Source organism: Ectothiorhodospira mobilis (genome assembly GCF_016584115.1).
GTDB lineage: Bacteria > Pseudomonadota > Gammaproteobacteria > Ectothiorhodospirales > Ectothiorhodospiraceae > Ectothiorhodospira > Ectothiorhodospira mobilis.
This window is the reverse complement of sequence record NZ_NRSK01000006.1, coordinates 22,158-46,904: the sequence shown is the minus strand read 5'-3', so window position 1 is coordinate 46,904 and position 24,747 is coordinate 22,158. Positions and strand designations below refer to the sequence as shown.

Below are 24,747 nucleotides of genomic sequence, written 5' to 3'. Positions count from 1 at the left end.
GGCGCCTCCCCGCTGCCGGACTGCCCATCTATGGCCTACCCGCATCCGGACGCCAGGCTCCGCCATCGCGGGGATGTGCCGGATGAACCGACCCTGCTACTCTTAGCATCTCGCCCCTAACAGCGCATCGGCCGGATGCCGCCCCGCCCCATGTCAGAGGCCTTCGTAGGAAGACAGCCCATCTATGACCGGGAGTTCCGCGTCCAGGCCTTCGAACTCCTGTTCCGGGACAGCCCCGAGAACCAGGCCCGTTTCCCGGACGGGGACGCGGCCACCTCCGAGGTGATCCAGAGCGCCTTTATCGACCTGGGCCTGGACCGCCTGGTGGGTCAACACCTCGCCTTCATCAACCTCACCCGCAACTTCCTTACCGGCGAGATCGCCATGGCCCTGCCGCCGGAACGGGTGGTGCTGGAGGTGATCGAGGACATCCCGGTGGACGATGAACTCATCGCCGCGGTGGACCGCCTGACCCGGGCCGGATACAGCATCGCCCTGGATGACTACGTCTTCGACGAGGCCCACGCCCCCCTGCTGCACCTGGCCAGCATCGTCAAGCTGGACGTGCTGCAGTGGAGCCCGGAGGAGCTGAGGACCCTGGTGGGCCGCCTGCGGCCCTACCGGGTGCAGTTACTGGCGGAAAAGGTGGAAACCTCCAAGCAGCTCGCCTTCTGCCGCGACCTGGGATTCGACTACTTCCAGGGCTATGGCCTCAGCCGGCCCAATGTGGTGCGCGGGCCCCGGCTCATGGCCAACCAGCTGGTGGTGATGCAACTCATGGCCCGCATCCACCAACCGGACCTGGACCCCCGGGAGCTGGAGCAGCTCATCGCCAGCGATGTCTCCCTGAGCTACCAGCTCCTGCGCTTCATCAACTCCCCGTTCTTCGGTCTGGTGCGCCCCGTGGAATCCATCCACCGGGCGGTGGTCTACCTGGGGACCCGGGCCATCCGCAAATGGATCAGCCTGATCGCCCTGCGCCGCCTGGAGAACATCCCGCCCCAGGCCATGCCCACGGCCCTGATCCGGGCGCGCACCTGCCAGACCCTGGCCCGGACGGCGGGCATGGGCCGTCTGGACAGCTTCTTCACCGTGGGCCTGTTCTCCATCCTGGACCAGCTCATCCAGCGGCCCATGGAAGAGGCCCTGCAGGACCTGCCCCTGAGCGAGGAGGTGAAGCAGGCCCTGCTGCGGCAGGCCGGCCCCATGGGGGAGGCCCTGGACTGCGCCCGCGCCTTTGAGACCGACGACCCGCACCGCCCTCGCGGCTTCCATGGGCTTTCGGAGGAAACCACCAGCCGCCTCTACCTGGAGGCGGTGGCCTGGGCCTACGATCTGGAACAGCAACTGAGCCCCTGAGAGCGGCAGGCCCCCGCGCAACAAGACAAACCTGCGCAACTGGTAACATGGAGCCCATGCCACAGACTCCCAGACCGCCCCTGAGCATCCGCCTGGAAGACCCGCAAGGGGTGCCGGAGCACGATCCCCACCGCCTGGCCCGGATCCGCTTTGGCGGGGCAAACCGTTCCGACCCCGCCCGTCCGGACACCCTGGAACTGGCCCTCCCCCCCCTCGCCCCGAACGCCCCGGTGGAGGTCTGGCGGGCGGTGGAACCGGTGCAAAGCGGCTTCCGGGAGGGGATCGGCTACACCTGCACCGGACAGGTCCTGTTCGGCTGGATGCACCTGGACGAGGATCGCTTCGGCGGTGACCTGGCCGCGGCCGCGGAGCACGCCTATGCACGGCTCCTGGCCTTCCACCGGGACATGGGCTTCCCCGCCCTGCTGCGGGTATGGAACTACTTCCCGCGCCTGCATGAACGCCATGACGGTCTGGACCGCTACCAGATCTTCTGCCTCGGACGGCACCGGGCCCTGGAGCGGATCCCCCTGGGGGAAGGGGATCTGCCCGCCGCCACCGCCATCGGCACCCGGGCCCCGGGACTGGTCATCTACTTCCTTGCCGGCCGGGAACCGGGGCGACAGATCGAGAACCCGCGGCAGGTGAGCGCCTTCCGCTATCCGGCGCGCTACGGCCCCCGCAGCCCCTCCTTCTCCCGGGCCACCCTGCGCCACTGGGCGGGCGCCCCCCACCTCTACATCTCCGGCACCGCCAGCATCGTCGGTCACGAGACCTGTCACGACGAGGTCAGTGCCCAGCTGCGCGAGATCCTGGCGAACCTGAAGGCGGTGATGCGGGCCACGGGGGAGCCGGCCCTGGCGACCCCCGGGGCCGGTCCGGAGCGCCTGTCCCTGCTCAAGGCCTATGTACGCCACCCCGGGGACGCCCAGCGAGTGCAGGCCGTGCTGAAGGACACCCTGGATTCCACCCCCCCCCTGCTGCTGCTGCAGGGGGACATCTGCCGTGAGGACCTGCTGGTGGAGATCGAGGGTCTGTATGCCTGAACTGCCGGAGGTGGAGACCACCCGCCGCGGACTCGTCCCCCACCTGGTGGGACACCGGTTCACGGACATCCGCGTGCGCGAGCCGCGCCTGCGCTGGCCGGTGCCCCCGGACCTGGCGCAGCACCTGACGGGCCGCCCCGTACAGGCCCTCACCCGACGGGGCAAGTACCTGCTGATCCACGCCCCACCGGGCATCGCCCTGCTGCACCTGGGGATGTCCGGCAGCCTGCGTCTGGTGGCACAGGATACCCCGGCGGGCCCCCACGACCACGTGGACCTGGGCCTGGACTCGGGGAGGGTCCTGCGCCTGCACGATCCCCGCCGCTTCGGCAGTCTGCACTGGTTCGAGGCGGCGGGCCCGCCCCATCCCCTGCTGGCCCGGCTGGGGCCGGAGCCCCTGGAGCCGGGGTTCGACGGCGCCTACCTGCACCGGATCTCCCGGGGGCGGCGCAGCAGCATCAAGGCCCTGATCATGAACGCGCAGGTGGTGGCCGGAATCGGCAACATCTACGCCACCGAGGCCCTCTTCCTGGCCGGCATCCGGCCGCGCCGGGCCGCCGGGCGCATCACCCGGGCACAGGCCGAGCGCCTGGTGGCGGCCCTGCGCCAGGTACTGGAGGAGGCCCTGGAACAGGGGGGCACCACCCTGCGGGACTTCCTGCGGGAGGACGGCCGCCCGGGCTACTTCGCCCAATCCCTGCGGGCCTACGGCCGCGCCGGCCTGCCCTGCCCCGTCTGCCATACCCCCATCCGGCGCATCTCCCAGCAGGGACGCTCCAGCTACTACTGCCCCCGCTGCCAGCAGTGAAAGTCCGGCCGGGGCCCAAAACGCCAGGAGGGGCCCGCGGGCCCCTCCTGGATGCATCCTGCGGTGATCGCCGGCAAATGCGTCAGGCCGTACCGCCGGTGATGCGCTGGAACTTGGCCATGAGCTCCTCCTGGGACTCCTCGTGATCCGGATCCTTGACGATGCAGTCCACCGGGCAGACCTCCACACACTGGGGGACATCGAAATGGCCCACGCACTCGGTGCACAGGTCGGGGTTGATCACATAGATCTCGTCCCCCGGGGTGATGGCGCCGTTGGGGCACTCGGGCTCGCACACGTCACAGTTGATGCACTCATCGGTAATCATCAGGGCCATAAGGCATTTTCCTCTTCGTCATCTCGTCAAGATCTGGTTCCAGATCCGTATCGGGTCGAGCGGCCGGCGGCGGACAGGCGGTCCGTGACCGTTGCCCGTCCTGAACAACACCGCCCCGGCGGACAGCCGCCCATGCTAGCGCAAGCGCGCCCGCAGCGCAGCCTCCACGTTGCCGGAGACGAAGTGTGAAACATCCCCGCCCAACAAGGCAATTTCCCTTACTAGGCTTGAGGATACGTAGGCATACTCCTCCGCGGGGGTGAGGAAGATGGTCTCCAGATCCGGGGCCAGATGCCGGTTCATGCCCGCCAGCTGGAACTCATGCTCGAAGTCCGATACGGCGCGCAGCCCCCGCAGCAGCACCCGCGCCCCCTGCTCCTTGGCGAACCGGGCCAGCAGGCCGTCAAAACCCACCACCTGCACATGCTCCATGTCCGCCAGGGCCTCCCGGGCCATGGTCACCCGCTCCTCGAGGCTGAAGGTGGGGCGCTTGGAAGGATTCGCGGCCACGGCCACCAACACCCGGTCGAAGAGCCGCTGGGCGCGACGCACGATATCCGTGTGTCCGTGGGTGATGGGATCGAAGGTCCCGGGATAGACGACGGTCACTGACATGTCGGGTTCCGCATGGATGCAAGAAATGGATTACGGGGCATCGGCCACGCTCCGCTCCGGGCCGGGATCCTCCAGGGCCAGGCCCACCCAGAAGGCCAGGGCGAACAGGACGATGCACAGCAGGATAGACAGCTGCAGCCCCACCAGGGCCTGCAGCACCCCCACCGCCACCAGGCCCAGGATGGCGGCGGCCTTGGCCGACACCCCCCAGAAGCCGAAGCACTCCGCCACCCGGCCCGCCGGGGCCATGAGTCCCACCAGCGTGCGGCCGGCGGACTGTGTCGCCCCCAGGCAGGCCCCCGCCAGGGCGCCCACCACCAGGAAGACATGCTGCCCCTCCACCCCCAGCCGGTGCCCCAGCCAGGGGGTCAGGAAGATCAGCCCCACCGCCAGCATCCACAGGACCAGGGTGGCCAGATAGATGCGCCGGGCCCCCAGACGGTCCTGCAGATGTCCAAAGCCCAGGGCCCCGGCAGCGGCGGTGATCTGGACGATGACAAACATGGTCACCCGCACGGACTCGTCCCAGCGGATCACCTGGGCCCCGTAGATGAAGGTAAAGGCAATAATGATATAGATGGCGGCCATGGCAAAGAAGACCGACAGCAGCAGTACCCCCAGGTCGCGCCGGTGGCCCAGGGCCTTCACCGTCCTGCGCACGCGCCGCCGGCCCATGATCACATAGGCACGCAGATGTCCCAGCCGCCGCCCCCGGCCCCGCTCCCGCAGCCAGAGGAAGGTGGGCAGGGCCGCCAACAGCAAAAAGAGCGCAGCGAAGGGCCCCACCCAGCGCACCCGGTCGAAATTCTCTGCGCTCACCTCCCCCAGCACCGCCAGGGCAAAGGCGGTGGCCAGAAGCCCCCCCAGGTAGCCCATAGCCCAGCCGAAGCCGGAGATGCGCCCCAGGGCCTCCGGGGGCCCAAGATCCGGCAGGAAGCTGGCGATAAAGGCCTCCCCCATGGAGAAGGCGAAGTTGGAAACGATGATCAGCACCACCCCCAGCCAGACCCAGCCGGGGGCGACGCAGTACAACAGGGCCGTGGACACCACGCTCAGGGCATAGCTGCCAAAGAGGAACCGCTTGCGGGCGGCGGAGAAGTCCATGATGGCCCCGGCCAGGGGCCCGGTGAGCACCACCAGGAGATAGCTGGCGGCCAGGGACAGACTCCACAGCAGATTGCCCAGGCGATAGTCGTTGGCCGCATCCCCCACGATCACCCGCGTGAACAGGTCACCGAAGATGACAGTGATGATCAGCAGGGTGTAGGCCTGGCTGGCGAAATCGTACATCGCCCAGCCCAGGATCTCCCGCCGCTCGGCCTTGTGCATACCCCGCCCCCCGACTCTTGCGCCGTGTCAGCCTAGGGGGGCGGTCCCGGGGGCGCAAGTGCGGCGCATGCCCCCGGGGTGTGCGCCGCGTCGATTGACCCGCCACGGCCCAAAGACAACAATACCCAGCGAAGCGACATCCATCCCAAGGACCCCCGAACGCCAGAGGAGAACGATGCCATGACCCCGAGACCCAAGACCCGATGGGCCGCCGCCCTCGTCTGCCTGCTCACTGCGCTGCCCCTGGTCTTTGCCCCCGTGCATGCGGCCATGGTGGGGACCGGACAGATGCTGCAGGACGAAGAGGCCCGCTGGGAACGGGCGCAGTTGCTGCAGGCCCTGGATCGGGAGGCGGTGCGCGAACAGCTGTCCGCCCTGGGGGTCGATCCCGACCGGGCCGCGGAGCGGGTCGCCCGGCTGAGCGATGCCGAGGTGGCCGAACTCAACCGCCGCATGGAGGAGATGCCCGCCGGGGGCTCCAGCGTCCTGGGGGTGGCCGCCTTCATCTTCGTGGTGTTCATCATCACGGATGTCATCGGCGCCACGGACATCTTCCCCTTCGTGCGCCCGGTGGACTGACCCGCAGCATCGCGGGAGAGCCGGTTTGACCGGCCTGCGGGCCCTGATCCCGATGGCCGTGCTGCTGCTGGCCGGCTGCACCACGGCCCCCCAGACCCACCTGCTACGGCAGGGCCCGCCCCGGGATCTGCCGACGGCGGTGGAACTGGAACAGATCCCCTTCCACCCCCAGGAGCGTTACCAGTGCGGGCCCGCCGCCCTGGCCACCGTGCTGCAGGCCCGGGGCCGGACGGCGGACCCCGGCACCCTGCGGGGGGAGATCTATGTCCCCGGCCGGCGGGGCAGCCTGCAGGCGGAGATCCGGGCCGCCGTGCGCGCCCGGGGGCTGGTGCCCTATCCGCTCCCCCCCCGCCTGGAGGCGCTGCTGGCGGAGGTGGCCGCCGGCGAGCCGGTACTGGTGCTGCAGAACCTGGGGCTGAACATCCTGCCCCGCTGGCATTATGCCGTGGTGGTGGGCTACGACCTGGACCGGAGCCACATCCTCCTGCGCTCCGGCACGCGCCGCCGTCACGTCATGTCCCTGTCCACCTTCGAGCGCACCTGGCAACGGGGTGGGGGATGGGGGATCGTGATCCGGGATCCGGGCTCCCCCCCCGCCTCCGCCCACCCCCTATCCTGGCTTCGGGCGGCCCTGGAACTGGAGGAGACGAACCATCGCCGGGAGGCCCTGCGGGCCTATGCCGCCGCCGTGTCCCGGTGGCCCGGGGAGACCGCGGCCTGGTTCGCCCTGGGCAACGCCTTCCACGCGCTGGAGCGCCCCACGGCAGCCGTGGCGGCCTACCGGCAACTCATCCGGCGCGCCCCGGCGACCGCCGCCGCCTGGAACAATCTGGCCCACGCCCTGCAGACGTCCGGCTGCCCGCAAACGGCGCGGCAGGCGGTGGGCTGCGCCCTGATGCTGGCACCGACGGATCCGGTGTATCGCCAGACCCGGGCGGCGCTGCAGGGCACCGGGGAGGCAATGGGCCCTGCCCCCTGCCCTTCCCTGCCAACCTGCCCCGTGCCGGTGACCGGAGAGGGGGATCAGGCCCCGTACCAGAGCACCGCGAAGTAGTGGCACACCGTGCCGGCCATGACGAACAGGTGCCAGACGAAGTGGCCGTAGGGCAGGAACCGGTCCAGGGCGAAGAAGATCACCCCACCGGTGTAGGCCAGCCCACCCGCCAGCAGCCAGAGCAGACCCGGCATGGGCATGAGCCGGTAGAGGGGCACGATGGCGATGAGCACCAGCCAGCCCATGAGCAGGTAGAGCCCGGTGGAGAGCACCGGGTGGGGGATGCCGTTGAAGGACTTGAGCAGCACCCCCAGGCCCGCCAGGGTCCATACCAGACCGAACAGGGTCCACCCCCAGGGACCGCCCAGGATCCCCAGGGTGAAGGGGGTATAGGTGCCGGCGATGAGCAGGAAGATGGCCGAGTGATCCAGGACGCGGAAGACCCGCTTGGCCCGGCCCGCCGGCGGCACGGCGTGATAGAGGGTGGAGGCCAGGTAGAGCAGGACCATGGTGGCGGAAAAGATCGCCACCCCCACGACAAACCCGGGGCTGCCGGTGTGCACCGCCTCCAGCAGCAGGAAGGGGATCCCCGCCAGCGCCGCCAGCAGGGCCAGTCCGTGGCTGAAGGTATTGGCCAGCTCCTCGCCCCGGGTATAGGGACGTTCAGGGAAGGCTTCCGTGGACGCCATCATGGGTGCGCTTCTCCCGCCTGGTTCAGGTTGGCCGCTCAGGCCTGCAGCGGCCGTATGAACATACACCCGCCGGCTCCGGATTCGCAATTGACCGCCAAGACCTCTATCATGTGCCCCCTGCAACACCTCCGGGCGCCCCCGAACTGCGGCGGCGGACCCGCGGCATCCGCATCCTCCCCCGGCAACGCCTCATGCACACCGGGCCATGACAGGGCCCGACCGATGCCGGCGGAGCGCATCACACCGGCCCCGGGCCGTTACCCCGGGCGCCCGTCCGATTCCAACCCACGTCAGGAGATCCAATGTCTGCTCTCATCTGCGGTTCCTACGCCTTCGACACCATCATGGTCTTCCCCGACCGCTTCAAGAACCACATCCTCCCGGACAAGGTGCACATGCTCAACGTGTCCTTCCTGGTCCCGGCGATGCGGCGGGAATTCGGCGGATGCGCCGGCAACATTGCCTATAACCTGAAGCTTCTGGGGGGGGATCCCGTCCCCATGGCCACCGTCGGCGCCGATTTCGATCCCTATGCCGAGTGGCTGGACAAGTGCGGCATCAGCCAGAAGCACATCACGGTGGTGCCGGAGCACTACACCGGCCAGGCCTTCATCACCACCGACCAGGACGACAACCAGATCACCGCCTTCCATCCGGGGGCCATGGGGGAATCCCACCGCAACCGGGTGGCCGATGCCAGCGGCATCACCCTGGGCATCGTCTCCCCCGACGGCCGCGACGGCATGATCCAGCACGCCCAGCAGTTCGCCGAGGCGGGGATCCCCTTCATCTTCGACCCGGGCCAGGGCATGCCCATGTTCGATGGCGATGACCTGCGCCGCTTCGTGGAACAGGCCACCTACGTCACCCTGAACGACTACGAGGCCCAGCTCATGAGCGAGCGCACCGGCTGGAGTCATGAAGAGCTGGCCCAGCACGTGAAGGCCCTGATCATCACCCGCGGGGGCGATGGCTCCACCATCTACACCGATGGCCAGCAGATCCAGATCCCCTCCGCCCCCATCCAGGGCATCAAGGACCCCACGGGCTGCGGCGATGCCTACCGCGCCGGCCTGCTCTGGGGCCTGCTCAACGGCCTGGACTGGGAGACCACGGGCCGGGTTGCCTCCCTCATGGGGGCCATCAAGATCGAGCACCTGGGGCCGCAGAACCACGCCCCCAGCCGCGCCGACATCGAGGCCCGCTTCAAGGAGGCCTTCGGCCGCGAGATGTAATGTCCAAGGGGAGGTGTCCCCGGCATGGCCGGGGCATCTCCCCCCAGATGCAGCGCCCCCGCGCAGGGGCCCCTTTAAGGGCGGATCGTGCCGTAGGATAGGAGGTCGAGCCGGGTCCCTGGAAGCGGGCGTGCGCCGCAGGGATGCGGCGCGCGAGCCTACAGGGAGGTATTCACGGCGACCCGCTGGAAGGGACCCGGCTCGACCGTGCCGGCCAAAAGGCACACCCGCCGCCCGAGGGCCCCCTGCGCGGGGGCGCTGCACCGGACTATCCGCCGAAGGCCAGGATTGCTGTGGCCACGGCGAAATAGAGCAAAATCCCCCCCACGTCGGAGATGGACGTCACCAGCGGCGCGCTGGCCGTGGCCGGATCCAGTCTCAGGCGGGTCAGCACCAGCGGCAGCAGCAGACCCACCATACTGCCCAGGACCACCACCAGCACCATGGCCACGGCCACCGCCAGCCCCACCTGGGGTCCGGCCAGCCACACCGCCGCCAGCCACACCGCCGCCCCCAGGGTCAGCCCCAGGGCGCCGGAGACCAGCAACTCCTTGCCCAGCAGACGCAGCCAGTCACGGGACTGGACCTCCCCCGTGGCCAGGGACCGCACCAACAGGGTCGAGGTCTGGGAACCGGCGTTGCCACCGGTGGCGATCACCAGGGGCAGGAAGAACACCAGGGCCACCACCGCCTCGATGGAACGCTCGAACAGGGAGATCACCGCCCCGCTGACCAGGTTCACGAACACCAGGATGACCAGCCATCCCACGCGTTTCCGGTAAAGCAGTCCCAGGGCGGCCTCCTTCAGCCCCGGGGCGATGGGCCCGACACTGCCCATGCGCAGAAAGTCCTCCGTGGTCTCCTCGGTGACCACATCCATGACATCGTCCACGGTGAGGATCCCCACCAGCACATCCCGTGCATCCACCACCGGCAGGACCTCCAGGTCGTAATGGCGGATCAGCCAGGCCGCCTCCTCCTGGTCCGTATCCACCCGGGTGGAGATCACCTCCTCCTGCAGCAGGCTGTCCACCCGCCGCCGCGGCGATCCCACCAGCAGATCCCGGAGCCGGACCGTGCCCAGGAGATGCCCCGCGTCATCGGTGACCAGGACCACATTGACGGTCTCGCTGTGTTCGAACTCGCTGCGCAGGTGATCCAGGGCCCGGCCCAGGGTCCAGTCGGGACGCACCGCCAGAAAACCCGGGGTCATGCGCCGGCCCGCGCTCTCCCGGGGATAGGACAGCAACTGGCGCACCAGGCGCCGTCGATCCCCCGGCAGCAGCGTCAGCAGGGCCTCGGTCTCCGTCTCCGGCAGGCCGTCCAGCAGGGCCGCCACATCGTCAAAGGAGACCCGCGCCAGGATCCGGGTCCGTTCGTCGTCGTTCAGGATCCCCAGCAGCCCCCGCTGCTGCTCCAGGGGGAGATAGGAAAAGACATCCGGTGCCCGCTCCGGGGCCAGGGCGTGGATCAGCCGGGCCCCCTCCTCCGGAGCGAGCCCGGCCGCAAGGGCAGCCACGTCCTGGTTCTGCAGCCCTTCCAGCAGGGCGGCCAGATCCGCATGCGTCTCCTCCCGGAGCCGCCGTCTCAGGTCATCGAAATCCAGGGGTTCGATCATCTCCACCGGCATCTTCCCGCAGTCTCGGGTCCAGAGTTCTCAGGGACCAGGGGCCCCCTCAGCCACCCAGGCCCAGCACGGCCGTGGCCAGGCCGAAATAGATGAAGATCCCCGCCACGTCGGCGATGGAGGTCACCAGCGGGGCGCTGGAGGTGGCCGGATCCAGCCTCAGGCGGGACAGCACAAACGGCAGGATCATACCCACCATGCTGCCCACCAGCACCACCAGCAGCATCGCCAGCGACACCACCAGGGCGATCTCCCCCCCGCCGCGCCAGAACCCCAGGGCCGCCACGGTGAGGGCCATGGTCCCCCCCAGGGCCGCGGCCACCCCCAGTTCCTTCCCCCAGAGGCGCAGCCAGTCCCCCGGCCGCACCTCGCCGGTGGCCAGGGAACGCACCATGAGGGTGGCCGACTGGGCCCCGGCATTGCCGCCACCGGCGATGATCAGAGGCAGGAAGAACACCAGCACCACCACCGCCTCGACGGCCTCCTCGTAGGCGGCGATCACCATGCCCCCCAGGATGTTCACCGCCACCAGCACCAGCAGCCAGAAGATGCGCTTGCGGTAGAGCAGCCCGGGGCGGGCATCCCGCAGGCTCAGGCTCATGGCCCCCACGCTGCCCATGCGGTGGAAGTCCTCGGTGGTTTCCTCCTCCTCCACGTCGAAGACATCGTCCACGGTGATCACCCCCAGGAGCTCACCGGCCTCGTCCACCACCGGCAGGGCGGGCAGATCGTAGTGGCGCATGGTGCGCAGGGCCTCCTCCTGGGGCTCATCGGCACGGATGGACACCAGGTTGCGGGCCATGAAGCCCTCCACGGGGCGATCCAGATCCGCCTTGAGGAAATACTTGAGGGGCAACACCCCCTGCAGCACCCCGTCCTCATCGGTGACATAAACCAGGTTCACCGCCTCCCCCACCGCCACCTGATCCCGCAGGTGCTCCAGGGCACGGGCCATGCTCCAATGCGGACGCACGCTCACCACCGCCGTGGTCATGAGGCGGCCGCAACTGTCCTCCGGGTAGCCCAGAAGGGTCAGGGCGCGGCGGATGGAACGGAACGGCAACAGCCGCAGCAGGCGGCGCACCTGCTCCTTGGGCAGGTCCTCCAGCAGGGCGGTGAGGTCATCCGGCAGCATCTCGGAGAGGAGGAAGCGCCCCTCCGCCGCCGAGATCTGCTCGATCAATTGCAGCTGATGATGGGGATCGAGATAGGAGAACACATCCACGCGCCGCCCCGGCGCCAGGAGGCGGAAGACCTCGCGGCGGGGATCCGGCTCCAGGGCCATGAGCACATGGGCGATGTCCTGGATGCGCATCTCATCCAGACGCTGGCGCAGACCGGTGAGGTCGGCCTGCTCCAGGCATTCAAGAACGACATCCAGATCGTGTTCGTGGGGGGCTGGCATGGCGATGTACCGGATTCGGGCTGGCGGCGTTCAGGGTGGGCCTCGGGGACGGGGCAACCCCGTCCCAGAATGCCACGGCGGAATGACGGGGGGATGGCCCCGCCTCAGACACGACCGGGCTGCCTCTCCGTCAGCCCGTCCCGGGCACGCCGCCGCTGTCGCGGCAGGGCCTGCAGCAGGGGATGCCGCCGCTCCCGCGGCAGCCGCTCGCAGAGGCGGATCACGGTGGCCGCCGGCAGACCGCTGCCCAGCCGGCGCAGTTCGCCGGGTTCCATGGACTGCAGGACGCGGATCTGCGATGCCTCCGCCAGGCCCAGGAAGGCGAGGCGCGCCGTGCCGAAGGCGCCGCGACGCCAGGCGCGGGTCACCTCCTCGGCCTGGGGATCCGGGGCTGCGATCCGGGCGGACCGGGCCGGACCGGCGGTTCCCGCCGGGGCACGGCGGAACGGACCGAAGATCCGGATGATGTTGTGGGTGATTCGGGTCATGGTGCTCTCCTCCGCCGCCTCGGGCGGGTTGCGGTTACGACACGCAGCCACGCAGGGCATGCGCGGGAGGAGAGGTCCGGGTTTTTCCGGGGAAAGGGCTGCACGGGAAGGGGACGTTGTCCTCCCCTCCCACTCCGCCGGGCGGGCCCGCGGAGCCGGTTGTGCATACCTCGTGGGAAGATCGGGCTTCCCCGGAACCGGCCATGCCGGATCATCCAGGGCGCCCGTGGGGCGGGATCACCGCGTCCGGGAAGCCCCCTGGAGATGCACGCGGCATGCCGGCAGCAGACCCTGGACGGCCTCGCCACGCATGCGGCTACAACAACTGTCCATCGACAATCAAGCCTCTGTTGCCTCAGAAGTACCGGCGGACGCACCGCCGGAAGCGGAATCTTACCCCCCGTGGGCGGGGTTGGGAAGCCCCTCCCCCAGGGCCGTCAGCAGTCCGGCCATGTCCCCGGGCAGGGGCACCTCCCAGCTCACCCGTTCCCCCGAGAGGGGATGCTCCAGGCTCAGGCGGGCGGCGTGCAGGGCCTGGCGGTGAAAGCCCTGCAGGGCCGCAAGGGCCTCCTCCCCCAGACCCGGGGGCGGGCGCATGCGTCCGCCATAGACGGGATCGCCGACGATGGGATGGCGCAGGTGGGCCATGTGCACCCGGATCTGGTGGGTGCGCCCCGTCTCCAGGCGCACCCGCAGCAGGGTGAATCCGTTCAGACGGGCCTCCACCCGGTAATGGGTCACGGCGAAACGCCCCCCCGGGACCACGGCCATGCGCTTGCGGTCCACGGGGTGGCGCCCCACGGGGGCCTCGATCCGGCCCCCGGCCACCAACTCCCCCTGCACCAGGGCCAGGTACTCCCGCCCCATCGTACGGGCCTGCAACTGGCGCACCAGCTCGGTGTGGGCCTCCAGGGTGCGGGCCACCACCAGCAGCCCGGAGGTATCCTTGTCCAGGCGGTGGACCAGACCCGCCCGGGGCAGCGCCCCCACCTCCGGGGCGTGGTGCAGCAGGGCATTGAGCAGGGTGCCGCTGGGATGCCCCGCCGCCGGATGCACCACCAGACCCGGCGGCTTGTGCACCACCAGCAGGGCCGCGTCCTCGTGCACGATGTCCAGGGGCAGATCCTCGGCGGGATCCTGCGCGGCGGTCTCCAGGACCGCCCTGATGACCACCGCCTCGCCACCGGTCACCCGGTCGCGGGGACGGCGCACCTGCCCCGCCACCTGCACCCGGCCGGCATCGATCCACTGGCGGATGCGGCTGCGGGAATAGTCGGGGAAAACCCGGGCCAGGGCCGCGTCCAGGCGCTGCCCGGACATCTCCTCGGGGATGCGGGCATCCAGGTCGATGCGCTCGGTACTCATGACAGGCCATCCCCCGCCCCAGGGCCTGAAGACCGCACCGCCGCAGGTCGGTTATACTCGTGGAACTCGATCATTCGCACCCCCATGGATCCCATGTCTGCTGTTGCACGTCTCATCTTAACGGCCCTGCTGCCCCTCCTGGCGGTGGGCTGTGCCGCCATGGGGCAGGACCCCAAGGAGGATTGGTCCGCCCAGCGCTTCTACGAGGAGGCCCAGGCCGCCCTGGAGCGGGGCAACTACGAGCAGGCCGTATCCCATTACGAGACCCTGGAGGCCCGCTACCCCTTCGGCCCCTACGCCCAGCAGGCGCAGCTGGAGATCGCCTACGCCTACCACAAGGCCCAGGAACCGGAGATGGCCCTGGCCGCCATCGACCGTTTCCTGCGCATGAACCCCCGCCACCCCCATGTGGACTATGCCTATTACCTGCGGGGACGGGTGAACGCCGGCCCCGAACCGGGCATCCTGGACCGCCTGTTCAACCGCGACCCGGCGCGGCGCGATGCCAACCCCCTGCAGCAGGCCTTTGAGGACTTCGGCACCGTGGTGCGCCGCTACCCGGACAGCCGCTATGCCAGGGACGCCCGCGAGCGCATGGTCCATCTGCGCAATCAGCTGGCGGCCCACGAGATGCATGTGGCCGGGCACTACATGCGCCGGGGTGCCTGGCTGGCCGCGGCCCGGCGGGGTGCCTACGTGGTGGAACACTACGCCGGGGCCCAGGCCGTACCCGATGCCCTGACGGTCATGGTACGGGCCTACCGCCACCTGGGCCTGGAGGACCTTTCGCAGGACGCCCTGCGGGTCCTGGAGGAGAACTTCCCGGAGCGGGCCGCGGGGCTGCGCCAGGCGGCGGCCGGGTCCACCCCGCAGGACGAAGGCTGACCCACACCACGAGGAGAACGCCGGCATGTGGAATTTCTTTCAGACGGTCCGGCACCGCCATTCCGTGCGACGCTATCAGGCGGACATGCCGGTGGAGCCCGAGAAGCTGCATGCCATCCTGGAGACGGCGGTGGCCGCCCCCTCTGCCGGGGACCTGCAGTCCTATCGCATCGTCTGCGTGAGCGACCCGGAACTGCGCGGGCGGCTCATGCAGGCCGCCAATGGCCAGGCCTTCGTGGCCCAGGCCCCGGTCACCCTGGTCTTCTGCACCGATGCCGAGCGTGCCGGACAGCAGTACGGGCAGCGGGGTCGGGATCTGTTCGCCCTGCAGGACGCCACCATCGCCGCCGCCTACGCGCAACTGGCCGCCGTGGCCGCGGGCCTCGGGTCCACCTGGGTGGGCTTCTTCGACGAGGCCGCCGTACTGCAGGCACTGGATCTGCAACCGGGGCTGCGCCCCGTGGCCCTGCTGTGCATCGGCTACCCGGCGGAACTGCCGGAGGAATCCCACCGGCGGCCCCTGGACGAGGTGGTGAGCCGCCGCTAGGCGGCCCTGCCCTCAGAGGGCGTCGCTGTTCTCCTCGCCGGTGCGGATGCGGATGGCCCGCTCCATATCACTGACGAAGATCTTGCCGTCGCCGATCTTTCCGGTGCGCGCGGCCTTGAGGATGGCCTCGACACAGGCATCCACGAGGCCGTCGTCCACGCCGATCTCCAGCTTCACCTTGGGGATGAAATCCACCACGTACTCGGCCCCGCGGTAGAGTTCGGTATGGCCCTTCTGTCGCCCGAAGCCCTTCACCTCGGTGGCGGTGAGGCCGGTAACGCCGATCTCCATCAGCGCCTCGCGCACGTCCTCGAGCTTGAACGGCTTGATGATGGCTTCGATCTTCTTCATGGGATCCGTTTTCCTGAGCAGTCATGGAGGCGGCCAACATGCCACAAACGAATCATTTTAGCAGCCGCCCATAGCCGGATGTAATGGGATAGCGCCGGTCCTTGCCGAAGGCGCGGCGCGTCACCCGCACCCCCGGCGGGGCCTGGCGGCGCTTGTACTCATTGCGCAGCACCAGGCCGATGACCCGGCGCACCACGGTCGCATCAAACCCCGCCTCCACGATCTGGCCAAAGGACTGGTCCTGCTCCACAAAGCGCTCCAGGATGGGATCCAGCACCGTATAGGGGGGCAGGCTGTCCTCGTCCCGCTGCTCCGGGGCCAGTTCCGCCGACGGGGGACGATCGATGACCCGCTGGGGGATGGCCGGCCCCCGGGCATTGCGGAACCGGGCCAGGCGGTAGACCCAGAGCTTGGAGACATCCTTGAGGGGGGCAAACCCCCCGGCCATGTCGCCGTAGAGGGTGGCATAGCCCACGGCCAGCTCGCTCTTGTTGCCGGTGGTGAGGAGCATGCGCCCGGTCTTGTTGGAGAAGGCCATGAGGATGGTTCCCCGGCAGCGGGCCTGGATATTCTCCTCGGTGGTGTCCGCCGCCAGCCCGGAGAAGGCCTCCGCCAGACTGTCCATGAAGGCCTCCACCATGGGGGCGATGGGGATCTCGCGAAAGTGCACCCCCAGCAGCCGGGCCTGGGCACGGGCATCCTCCCGGCTCATGTCCGCGGTGTAACGGTAGGGCATCATGATGGCCTCCACCGCCTGCGGCCCCAGGGCATCCACGGCGATGCACAGGGCCAGGGCCGAGTCGATGCCGCCGGAGAGTCCCAGCACCACCCCCTTGAAGCCATTCTTGTTGACGTAGTCCCGCACCCCCAGGACCAGGGCGTCGTAGAGACTGGCCTCGGCGGGCTGGGGCGGGGCCATCAGCCCGCCGCGAAGCCGTACCCGCCCGTCCTGTCGGTACACCTCCAGCACCGCCCGGTGCTCCCGCCAGGGGGGCGCTGCCAGGCACAGTTCGCCGCTGGCGTCCATGGCCAGGGAATGGCCGTCGAACACCAGTTCGTCCTGTCCCCCCACCAGATTGACGTAGAGCAGGGGCAGCCCCGTCTCCCGCACCCGGGCCCCCAACACCTGGACCCGCTCATCGTGCTTGCCCAGGTGATAGGGTGAGGCGTTGATATTGAGGATCAGTTCAGCCCCCGCCTCCCGGGCCCGGGTCGCCGGCCCCGGTGCCCAGATGTCCTCGCAGACGGTCACCCCCATGGGGATGCCGCCCACGTCCACGACACAGGCCTCCCGTCCGGGCTGGAAGTAGCGTTTCTCGTCGAAGACGCTGTAGTTGGGCAGGATCTGCTTGTCATAGCGCGCCGCCACCTCCCCGTCCCGCAGGAGCACGGCGCTGTTGAACAATCCCTGTTCATCCTCCATGGGCAGCCCCAGCAGGCAATCGATGCCCCGGGTCTCCCGGGCCACCAGTTCCAGGGCCCGGGAGACCCGCTGCAGCAGGCTCTTGCGCAGCAGCAGGTCCTCGGGGGGATAACCGGTGAGGGCCAGTTCGGGGAACATCACCAGGGTGGCCCCGTCCTGGTCCCGGGCCTCACGGGCGGCGGCGATGATGCGCTCGGCGTTGCCTTCCACGTCGCCCACCAGGAGGTTCACCTGGGCCAGGGCGATGCGGATCGGCTGGGTCATTTGCAGGTCAGGGGATCGGTCCATGGCGGTACGCAGCAAAGGAAGGATAAGGCCCCACCCGGGGAACGGGTCGGGACCGGAGTGCGGCCGGTTGCGGAGGGGGTCAGACCAGCAGGGCCTGCATCTGCCGGCCCATGTCCGCCGGGGAGCGCACCACCGTCACCCCGGCTGCCTCCAGGGCGGCGAACTTCTGGTCGGCCGTGCCCTGCCCCCCGGAGACGATGGCCCCGGCATGGCCCATGCGCCGCCCCGGGGGGGCCGTCACGCCGGCGATGTAGGCCACCACCGGCTTGGTCACATGGGCCCGGATATAATCGGCGGCGACCTCCTCGGCGGTGCCGCCGATCTCCCCCACCAGGATGATCCCCTCCGTGCCCTCGTCCTGCTGGAACTGTTCCAGGCAGTCCACGAAGTCCATCCCCTGGATGGGGTCGCCGCCGATGCCCACACAGGTGCTCTGCCCGAGCCCGGTCTCCGTGGTCTGCTGCACCGCCTCGTAGGTGAGGGTGCCGGAGCGGGAGACGATGCCCACCCGGCCGGGGGTGTGGATATGGCCCGGCATGATGCCGATCTTGCACTCCCCGGGGGTGATGATACCGGGGCAGTTGGGGCCGATGAGGTGCACATCCCGCCCCTGCAGGGCGGCGTGCACCTTGAGCATGTCCTGCACCGGGATCCCTTCGGTGATGCAGACGATGACCCGGATGCCGGCATCCGCCGCCTCCAGGATGGCATCGGCGGCGAAGGCGGCCGGCACGTAGATCATGGTGGCCTCGGCCCCGGCCTGTTCCACGGCCTCGGACACGGTGTCGAACACCGGCAGGCCCAGGTGGCGCTGCCCCCCCTTGCCGGGGGTGACGCCACCCACCATACGGGTGCCGTAGGCCATGGACTGCTCGGAATGGAAGGTCCCCTGCCGGCCGGTGAAGCCCTGGCAGATGACCCGGGTGTGCTTGTCGATCAGGATGCTCATGGAAGGTCCGCGTCGGCCTCGTCGTCGCATGCGGCACGGGCGCCGCCCTGGGTGTTGCGCCCCGGATCAGTCCCCGGCCGCCTCCACCACCCGGCGGGCCCCGTCGGTGAGGCCCCGGGCGGTGATGATATTGAACCCGCTCTCCGCCAGCAGGCGCCGCCCCTCCTCCACCCTGGTGCCCTCCAGGCGCACCACCACCGGCACCTCCACATGCACCTCCTGCACCGCGGCGATGATGCCCTCGGCGATGAGATCACAGCGCACGATGCCCCCGAAGATATTGACGAAGACGGCCCGCACGGCCTCGTCGGAGAGGATCAGCTTGAAGGCCTCGGTCACCCGGGCCGCGGTGGTGCCGCCGCCCACGTCCAGGAAGTTGGCGGGGGCGCCGCCGTGCAACTGGATCAGGTCCATGGTGGCCATGGCCAGGCCAGCGCCGTTGACCATGCAGCCGATGTTACCGTCCAGGCGCACGTAGTTGAGTTCGTGCTCCCGGGCGCGGGCCTCACGGGGGTCCTCCTGACGGATATCCCGCAACGCCGCCAGATCCGAATGGCGGTACAGGGCGTTGTCGTCCACGTTGACCTTGGCGTCCAGGGCCACCAGCGCCCCGTCCCCCGTCACCACCAGGGGGTTGATCTCCACCAGGCTGGCGTCGCTGGAGACGAAAAGATCGTAGAGACGGGTGAGCAGGTCCGTGAAGGCGGCCACCTGTCCCCCCTCCAGCCCCAGGGCGAAGGCGGCGCGGCGGCCCTGGTAGGGCATGAGCCCGGTCACCGGGTCCACGTGCAGAGTCAGCAGCCGCTCCGGGGTGCGGGCGGCCACCTCCTCGATATCCATCCCGCCGGCATCGGAGACCACCACCGCCACCCGGCCGGGGCCCCGGTCCACCAGCAGGCTGACGTAGAGCTCGCGGTGGATGTCGGTGAGGGCCTCCACCAGGACCTGGTCCACCGGCAGGCCCCGGCCGCCGCTCTGGGGGGTGACCAGATCGCTGCCCAGCAGCTGATCCACCGCTTCGCGCAGGGCCGCGGCACCGGACACCCGGCGCACGCCGCCGGCCTTGCCGCGGCCGCCGGCATGGACCTGGGCCTTGACCACCCAGGCATCCCCCCCCAGACGACGGGCGGCCGCCTCCGCCTCGGCGGCATCGCCCACGCACACCCCCTGCGGCACCGGGATGCCATAACGGCCGAACAGGGCCTTGGCCTGAAACTCGTGCAGGTTCATGTATTCGGAGTATCCAAGGGATGGGTTTCGCTGACAACCACCGACCAGCTCCCGGTCGCGGGATTCACCGCCAGCGCCGTTTCTGTAGTACCTTCTCCCGCATCACTCAAACCGGCTCACGCGACCGATGCACATCCTGTTTCTCATCGCCTCTCTCGTGCTGCTGTTCATGGTGGTGCGCCTGCTGCTGCGCACCCCCGACGTGAAGCGCCCCACGCCGGGCCAGCTGGGCAGTCGCAGGATGGTGCGCTGCGACTACTGCGGGCTGCACGTCCCCGAGGAGGAGGCCGTGCGCGACGGCGATCGGGCGTACTGCTCCGAGGACCACCGCCGGCTCGCCATGTCCCCAGAGTCTACACGAGAATAACGGCCCCTGCCGCCACTCCTCGAACGCATTCAGGCCATGCGCGGCGACACGCCCCTGGGCCTCACCGCGGGACGCCCGCCGGAGGAGACCTGGCGGGCGCTGCGCCTGTTTTCCTTCTATCGCCTCTTTGTCGCCGGACTCCTGCTGGCCCTGATGCTCCTGGGCACGGGCCCGGATGCCCTGGGCAGCAGCCATCCCCGCCTCTTCCTCGCCGCCGCCGCCCTCTACGTGGCCCTGAGCCTGGCCTTCGGCACCGGGGCCCGCCTGCGGCGCCCCGGACCGGAGCTGCAGATCCCCCTCCAGGGCACGGCCGATGTGCTCTTGATCACCGTCCTGAACCACGCCAGTGGCGGCGTCGACAGTGGCCTGGGCATGCTGGCCATCCCGGCCGTGGCGGGCCTGGGCCTGCTGGCACCGGGCCGCCCCGCCCTCTTCTTCGCCGCCCTGGCCTCGCTGGCGCTGCTGATCTCCCAACTGCGCATCGGCCTGACCGGGCCCTCCGATGACGCCGGGCTCACCCAGGCCGGCCTGCTGGGGGCCGGCCTCTTCGCCACCGCCCTGCTGGCCCTGGTGCTCTCGCGCCGGGCGCGGGAGAGCGAGGCCCTGGCGCGGCGCCACAGCATCGACCTGGCCAACCTGGCCGAACTCAACGCCCACATCATCGAACGCATGCAGTCCGGCATCATCGTGGTCAACGACGACGGCCAGATCTATCTCATCAACGAGGCGGCCTGGGCCCTGCTGGGGCACCCGGCCGCCGCAACGCCACACCGGCTGGCACGCCTCGCCCCCGGGGTGGATGCGGCCTGGCGCCAGTGGCTGCAGGCGGCCCCCGCAGGCCAGGACCTGCACACCGTCCCCGCCGATGCCCAGGGTCCGGAGCTGCGGGTGCGTTTCACGCGCCTGGGGGTGGACCGGGCCGTGGGCACCCTCATCTTCATGGAGGACACGGCGGAGCTTCGCCGCCAGATGCAGGCGGCGAAACTGGCCTCCCTGGGGCGCCTGACCGCCAGCATCGCCCACGAGATCCGCAACCCCCTGGGGGCCATCAGCCACGCCGCCCAGTTGCTGGGGGAATCCGACACCCTGGAGGCCCCGGATCGCCGGCTGGCGGGGATCATCCAGGACCAGAGCCGGCGCATGAACCGCCTCATCGAGAACGTCCTGGGGCTGTCGCGACGTGCCACCCCGCGCTCGGAGACCCTGGACCTGGGACCCTGGCTGGAGGCCTTCGCGCGGGACTTCCGCGCCCATCATCACCTGGCACCGAGCCAGCTGGAGGTGCGCCTCGGCCCCGAGGTCCTGCAGGCGCGCTTCGATCCGGAACAGCTGCACCAGGTGCTCTGGAACCTGTGCCTGAACGCCCTGCGTTACGGCACCCGGGATGGGGAGCCGCCACAGATCCGCATCCAGGGGGGCGTGGACACCCCCGCTTCCCGGCCCTTCGTGGACGTCCAGGACGCGGGTCATGGGGTCAGCCCCGCCATCCTGCGCCAGCTCTTCGAACCCTTCGTCACCTCCGGCACCCGGGGTACGGGGCTCGGTCTGTACATTGCCCGGGAGCTGTGCGAAAACAATGGGGGGACACTGGAATACCTCCCGCTGCCCACGGGCGGCAGCTGCTTTCGCATCCGCTTCCCCGCGCAGGAGCCGCGCGGGACCGTCCCGCCCGCCTGAGCCAAGGCCGACGTCACCCCTATGGGCATCCGCAACGTTCTGATCATCGATGACGAACCCGACATCCGGGAGTTGCTGGAGATCACCCTGGGGCGGATGAAACTGCAGACCCGCGCCGCCGATTCATTGTCCCAGGCCCGGGGGTTTCTGGAGAGCGGCCACTTCGATCTGTGCCTGACCGACATGCGCCTGCCGGACGGGGATGGCATCGAACTGGTGCACTACATCCAGGAACACCATCCACGATTGCCGGTGGCGGTGATCACGGCCTACGGCTGCGTGGACACCGCGGTGCAGGCCCTCAAGGCCGGGGCCTTCGATTTCGTCTCCAAACCGGTGGAACTCAAGACCCTGCGGGACCTGGTGCACACGGCACTGAGGCTCTCCGCGGACGGGGACGCGCCGGCGTCCCCCCGGGAGGGGGACGGGGACCCCCTGCTGGGGGATGCCCCGGCCATGCGCCGGCTGAAGGAGACCCTGACCAAGCTGGCGCGCAGCCAGGCCCCGGTCTATATTCTCGGGGAATCCGGCAGCGGCAAGGAGCGGGTGGCCCGGGAGATCCACCGCCGGGGGCCGCGCGCGGACCAGGCGTTCGTACCGGTGAACTGCGGCGCCATCCCCACCGAATTGATGGAGAGCGAGTTCTTCGGCCACGTCAAGGGGAGCTTCACCGGGGCCACCGCCGACCGGCCCGGCCTCTTCCAGGCCGCCCACGGCGGGACCCTGTTCCTCGACGAGGTGGCGGAACTGCCCCTGCACATGCAGGTGAAGCTCCTGCGGGCCATCCAGGAACGGGCGGTGCGGCCGGTGGGGGCCCAGGCAGAGACCGCCACGGACGTGCGTATCCTCTCCGCCTCCCACAAGGACCTCACCCGGGAGGTCCAGGCGGGCCGGTTCCGCCAGGACCTCTTCTACCGGCTCAATGTGATCGAGCTGCGGGTGCCCAGCCTGCGGGAGCGCATCGAGGACCTGCCACAACTGGCGGAACATATCCTGAAGCGCCTGGCGCAGCGCGCGGCGGAGGGGCGGCGGCGGCTCAGCCCCGAGGCCCTGGCGCGACTGGAGCGCTACGACTATCCCGGTAACGTGCGCGAGCTGGAGAACATCCTGGAGCGGGCGGCCACCCTCTCGGACGGGACGCTCATCGGCCCGGAGGACCTGCAGTTTCCCACCGCCATGGAGATCCCCCCTGCCCGGGCCTGCGGCGAATCCCTGGAGACGCGGCTGGTCTCGGAGGAGAAACAGGCCGTCCTCCAGGCCCTGGAACGCAGTGGCGGCGAGGCCACCGCCGCGGCCCGCCTGCTGGGCCTGACCCGGCGTCAGATGCGCTTTCGTTTGCAACAGCTGGGGCTCGACGATGACTGACGCCGCCGGACACCTGACCAGGGCTGCGTGAAGCCCCCATCCCCAATCCACACCCAGAACGGTCCGCCATGTCGACACCCGCCAGCTCCCTGCCCCTCAGCGGCCTCGCCCGCAGACTGGTCCAGGACGGACTCCTCAGCGAGTCCGACGCCAACCGGGCCATGGAACAGGCACGCAAGAAGCGCGTCCCCCTGGTGGCCTGCCTGGTGGACGAGAAGCTGGTGAACGCCCGCGATCTGGCCCAGGCGGCCTCGGAGGAATTCGGCACGCCGGTGTTCGACCTGGAGGCCCTGGACCGGGAGCACCTGCCCCGCAACCTGGTGGACGAGAAGCTGGTGCGCCAGCACCAGGCCCTGCCCCTGTACCGCCGGGGCAACCGGCTGTTCGTGGGCCTGGCCGATCCCATGAATCTCACCGCCCTGGACGAGATCAAGTTCAACACCGGCATCGCCACCGAGCCGGTGCTGGTGGAGCAGGACAAACTCGCCCGGCTCATCGAGGACAGCCTCAACGACTCCCGCAACATGATGGAAGGCCTCATGGACGAGGACCTGGACGACCTCCAGCTCAAGAGCGATGAGGACGACAAGGGACCGGAGGTCTCCGAGAGCGAGCTGGACGACACCCCGGTGGTGCGCTTCGTCAACAAGGTCATGCTGGACGCCATCAACAAGAAGGCCTCGGACATCCACTTCGAACCCTACGAGCGGGAATTCCGTGTGCGCTTTCGCATGGACGGGGTGCTCACCGAGGTGGCCCATCCCCCGGTGAACCTGGCGCCGCGCATCATCGCCCGCATCAAGGTCCTCTCCCGCATGGACATCTCCGAGCGGCGCATCCCCCAGGACGGGCGCATCAAGATGCAGCTCTCGCGCAACCGGGCCATCGACTTTCGCGTCAACACCTGCCCCACCCTCTACGGCGAAAAGGTGGTGCTGCGTATCCTGGACCCCACCAGCGCCTTTCTGGGCATCGACGAACTGGGCTACGAGCCCCACCAGAAACAGCTCTACCTGGATGCCCTGAACAAGCCCTACGGCATGATCCTGGTCACCGGCCCCACGGGCTCGGGCAAGACCGTGTCCCTGTACACGGGCCTGGGCATCCTCAACACCCCGGACCGCAACATCTCCACCGCCGAGGACCCGGCGGAGATCAACATGCCCGGCATCAATCAGGTGAACGTCAACCCCAAGGTGGGGCTCACCTTCGCCAGCGCCCTGCGCGCCTTCCTGCGCCAGGACCCGGATGTGATCATGGTGGGGGAGATCCGCGACCTGGAGACGGCGGAGATCGCCATCAAGGCGGCGCAGACGGGGCACCTGGTGCTCTCCACCCTGCACACCAACGATGCCCCCCAGACCCTCACCCGGCTGGCCAACATGGGCGTGCCCGCCTACAACATCGCCTCCTCCATCCTGCTGATCATTGCCCAGCGGCTGGCACGGCGCCTGTGCAATCATTGCAAGGCCCCGGAGGAGGTGCCAAGGGAGGTGCTGCTGGAGGAGGGCTTCACCGAGGAGGAAGTGGACCAGGGGATCACCCTGTACCGGCCCGTGGGCTGCGACCGCTGCACCATGGGTTACAAGGGCCGGGTGGGCATCTATCAGGTCCTGCCCGTATCCGAGTCCATGCAGCGCATGATCCTGGAGGGGGGCAACGCCATGCAGCTGGCGGAACAGGCACGCAGCGAGGGGGTGGACGACCTGCGCCGCGCCGGGCTGCTCAAGGTCAAGGCGGGCGTCACCAGCCTCGAAGAGATCAACCGCGTCACCAAGGACTAAGC

At 69.4% G+C, this 24,747-nt stretch carries 24 protein-coding genes; 12 read left to right on the top strand and 12 right to left on the bottom strand.

Annotation, left to right across the window (positions count from 1 at the left end):
• Positions 1-150 precede the first annotated feature (150 nt).
• Genes CKO33_RS04015 through mutM form a run of 3 tightly spaced genes read left to right on the top strand, consistent with a single transcriptional unit; the run spans position 151 to position 3,213 of the window.
• Positions 151-1,359 (top strand): EAL and HDOD domain-containing protein, encoded by a 1,209-nt coding sequence (locus CKO33_RS04015; RefSeq protein WP_200179536.1) that lies wholly within the window; start codon positions 151-153, stop codon positions 1,357-1,359.
• Between the two features lie 56 nt (positions 1,360-1,415).
• Positions 1,416-2,405: a chorismate transformation FkbO/Hyg5 family protein gene (locus CKO33_RS04010; RefSeq protein WP_200179535.1), complete on the top strand. Its 990-nt coding sequence runs from the start codon at positions 1,416-1,418 to the stop codon at positions 2,403-2,405.
• On the top strand, positions 2,398-3,213 hold the full coding sequence (gene mutM, locus CKO33_RS04005) for a bifunctional DNA-formamidopyrimidine glycosylase/DNA-(apurinic or apyrimidinic site) lyase (protein ID WP_200179534.1): 816 nt from the start codon (positions 2,398-2,400) through the stop codon (positions 3,211-3,213). Before CKO33_RS04010 ends, mutM begins: the two co-directional genes overlap by 8 nt.
• A gap of 82 nt (positions 3,214-3,295) precedes the next feature.
• On the opposite strand, the gene CKO33_RS04000 is transcribed toward mutM, so the two are convergent.
• The 3 genes from CKO33_RS04000 to CKO33_RS03990 form a co-directional block, all read right to left on the bottom strand.
• On the bottom strand, positions 3,296-3,550 hold the full coding sequence (locus CKO33_RS04000; protein ID WP_090485017.1) for a YfhL family 4Fe-4S dicluster ferredoxin: 255 nt from the start codon (positions 3,548-3,550) through the stop codon (positions 3,296-3,298).
• A gap of 135 nt (positions 3,551-3,685) precedes the next feature.
• Positions 3,686-4,165: a pantetheine-phosphate adenylyltransferase gene (gene coaD, locus CKO33_RS03995; RefSeq protein ID WP_200179533.1), complete on the bottom strand. Its 480-nt coding sequence runs from the start codon at positions 4,163-4,165 to the stop codon at positions 3,686-3,688.
• Positions 4,166-4,195: 30 nt separating this feature from the next.
• Positions 4,196-5,494, bottom strand: a complete 1,299-nt coding sequence (locus CKO33_RS03990; protein WP_200179532.1) for an MFS transporter — start codon at positions 5,492-5,494, stop codon at positions 4,196-4,198.
• A gap of 180 nt (positions 5,495-5,674) precedes the next feature.
• On the opposite strand from CKO33_RS03990, the gene CKO33_RS03985 reads away from it, so the two are divergent.
• Both CKO33_RS03985 and CKO33_RS03980 read left to right on the top strand, forming a co-directional pair.
• Positions 5,675-6,073 carry a DUF6627 family protein gene (locus tag CKO33_RS03985; RefSeq protein ID WP_200179531.1) on the top strand — a complete coding sequence of 133 codons (399 nt, stop codon included), beginning with the start codon at positions 5,675-5,677 and terminating at the stop codon, positions 6,071-6,073.
• 25 nt (positions 6,074-6,098) lie between these two features.
• A complete protein-coding gene (locus CKO33_RS03980; protein ID WP_242472459.1) occupies positions 6,099-7,127 on the top strand; it encodes a PA2778 family cysteine peptidase in 1,029 nt (342 codons plus the stop codon).
• Here the strand turns inward: CKO33_RS03980 and trhA are convergent.
• Positions 7,097-7,759, bottom strand: a complete 663-nt coding sequence (gene trhA, locus CKO33_RS03975; protein WP_242472458.1) for a PAQR family membrane homeostasis protein TrhA — start codon at positions 7,757-7,759, stop codon at positions 7,097-7,099. The two genes, CKO33_RS03980 and trhA, sit on opposite strands and share 31 nt — an antisense overlap.
• A gap of 302 nt (positions 7,760-8,061) precedes the next feature.
• Between trhA and CKO33_RS03970 the strand changes: the two genes are divergently transcribed.
• Positions 8,062-8,994, top strand: a complete 933-nt coding sequence (locus CKO33_RS03970) for a carbohydrate kinase family protein (protein WP_200179529.1) — start codon at positions 8,062-8,064, stop codon at positions 8,992-8,994.
• 268 nt (positions 8,995-9,262) lie between these two features.
• Here the strand turns inward: CKO33_RS03970 and mgtE (CKO33_RS03965) are convergent, their stop codons facing one another.
• The 4 genes from mgtE (CKO33_RS03965) to rluD form a co-directional block, all read right to left on the bottom strand.
• Positions 9,263-10,624, bottom strand: coding sequence for a magnesium transporter (gene mgtE / locus CKO33_RS03965; RefSeq protein WP_242472457.1), 1,362 nt, complete (start codon positions 10,622-10,624; stop codon positions 9,263-9,265).
• Between the two features lie 46 nt (positions 10,625-10,670).
• A complete protein-coding gene (gene mgtE / locus CKO33_RS03960; protein WP_200179528.1) occupies positions 10,671-12,026 on the bottom strand; it encodes a magnesium transporter in 1,356 nt (451 codons plus the stop codon).
• A 104-nt stretch (positions 12,027-12,130) separates the two neighbouring features.
• On the bottom strand, positions 12,131-12,514 hold the full coding sequence (locus tag CKO33_RS03955) for a magnesium transporter MgtE N-terminal domain-containing protein (RefSeq protein ID WP_200179526.1): 384 nt from the start codon (positions 12,512-12,514) through the stop codon (positions 12,131-12,133).
• Between the two features lie 393 nt (positions 12,515-12,907).
• A complete protein-coding gene (gene rluD / locus CKO33_RS03950) occupies positions 12,908-13,879 on the bottom strand; it encodes a 23S rRNA pseudouridine(1911/1915/1917) synthase RluD (RefSeq protein ID WP_200179525.1) in 972 nt (323 codons plus the stop codon).
• A 93-nt stretch (positions 13,880-13,972) separates the two neighbouring features.
• Here rluD and CKO33_RS03945 point away from each other — a divergent pair, with 93 nt between their 5' ends.
• Together CKO33_RS03945 and CKO33_RS03940 are read left to right on the top strand one after the other, a co-directional pair.
• Positions 13,973-14,764, top strand: coding sequence for an outer membrane protein assembly factor BamD (locus tag CKO33_RS03945; protein WP_242472456.1), 792 nt, complete (start codon positions 13,973-13,975; stop codon positions 14,762-14,764).
• Between the two features lie 25 nt (positions 14,765-14,789).
• Positions 14,790-15,311 carry a nitroreductase family protein gene (locus CKO33_RS03940; RefSeq protein ID WP_200179521.1) on the top strand — a complete coding sequence of 174 codons (522 nt, stop codon included), beginning with the start codon at positions 14,790-14,792 and terminating at the stop codon, positions 15,309-15,311.
• A gap of 12 nt (positions 15,312-15,323) precedes the next feature.
• Here the strand turns inward: CKO33_RS03940 and CKO33_RS03935 are convergent, their stop codons facing one another.
• The 4 genes from CKO33_RS03935 to sucC form a co-directional block, all read right to left on the bottom strand.
• Complete coding sequence (locus tag CKO33_RS03935; RefSeq protein ID WP_200179519.1) at positions 15,324-15,662, bottom strand: P-II family nitrogen regulator; 339 nt, start codon at positions 15,660-15,662, stop codon at positions 15,324-15,326.
• 52 nt (positions 15,663-15,714) lie between these two features.
• Positions 15,715-17,355, bottom strand: coding sequence for an NAD+ synthase (locus CKO33_RS03930; RefSeq protein WP_439099419.1), 1,641 nt, complete (start codon positions 17,353-17,355; stop codon positions 15,715-15,717).
• Positions 17,356-17,452: 97 nt separating this feature from the next.
• A complete protein-coding gene (gene sucD / locus CKO33_RS03925) occupies positions 17,453-18,322 on the bottom strand; it encodes a succinate--CoA ligase subunit alpha (protein ID WP_200179515.1) in 870 nt (289 codons plus the stop codon).
• A gap of 66 nt (positions 18,323-18,388) precedes the next feature.
• Complete coding sequence (gene sucC, locus CKO33_RS03920) at positions 18,389-19,552, bottom strand: ADP-forming succinate--CoA ligase subunit beta (RefSeq protein ID WP_200179514.1); 1,164 nt, start codon at positions 19,550-19,552, stop codon at positions 18,389-18,391.
• A 127-nt stretch (positions 19,553-19,679) separates the two neighbouring features.
• Between sucC and CKO33_RS03915 the strand changes: the two genes are divergently transcribed.
• The 4 genes from CKO33_RS03915 (at position 19,680) to pilB (ending at position 24,745) form a co-directional block, all read left to right on the top strand.
• Positions 19,680-19,919 carry a PP0621 family protein gene (locus tag CKO33_RS03915; RefSeq protein ID WP_200179512.1) on the top strand — a complete coding sequence of 80 codons (240 nt, stop codon included), beginning with the start codon at positions 19,680-19,682 and terminating at the stop codon, positions 19,917-19,919.
• Between the two features lie 36 nt (positions 19,920-19,955).
• Complete coding sequence (locus tag CKO33_RS03910; RefSeq protein ID WP_200179510.1) at positions 19,956-21,596, top strand: sensor histidine kinase; 1,641 nt, start codon at positions 19,956-19,958, stop codon at positions 21,594-21,596.
• Between the two features lie 21 nt (positions 21,597-21,617).
• Positions 21,618-22,961 carry a sigma-54-dependent transcriptional regulator gene (locus tag CKO33_RS03905; RefSeq protein WP_200179509.1) on the top strand — a complete coding sequence of 448 codons (1,344 nt, stop codon included), beginning with the start codon at positions 21,618-21,620 and terminating at the stop codon, positions 22,959-22,961.
• 68 nt (positions 22,962-23,029) lie between these two features.
• Positions 23,030-24,745 carry a type IV-A pilus assembly ATPase PilB gene (gene pilB / locus CKO33_RS03900; protein ID WP_200179508.1) on the top strand — a complete coding sequence of 572 codons (1,716 nt, stop codon included), beginning with the start codon at positions 23,030-23,032 and terminating at the stop codon, positions 24,743-24,745.
• Positions 24,746-24,747 lie beyond the last annotated feature (2 nt).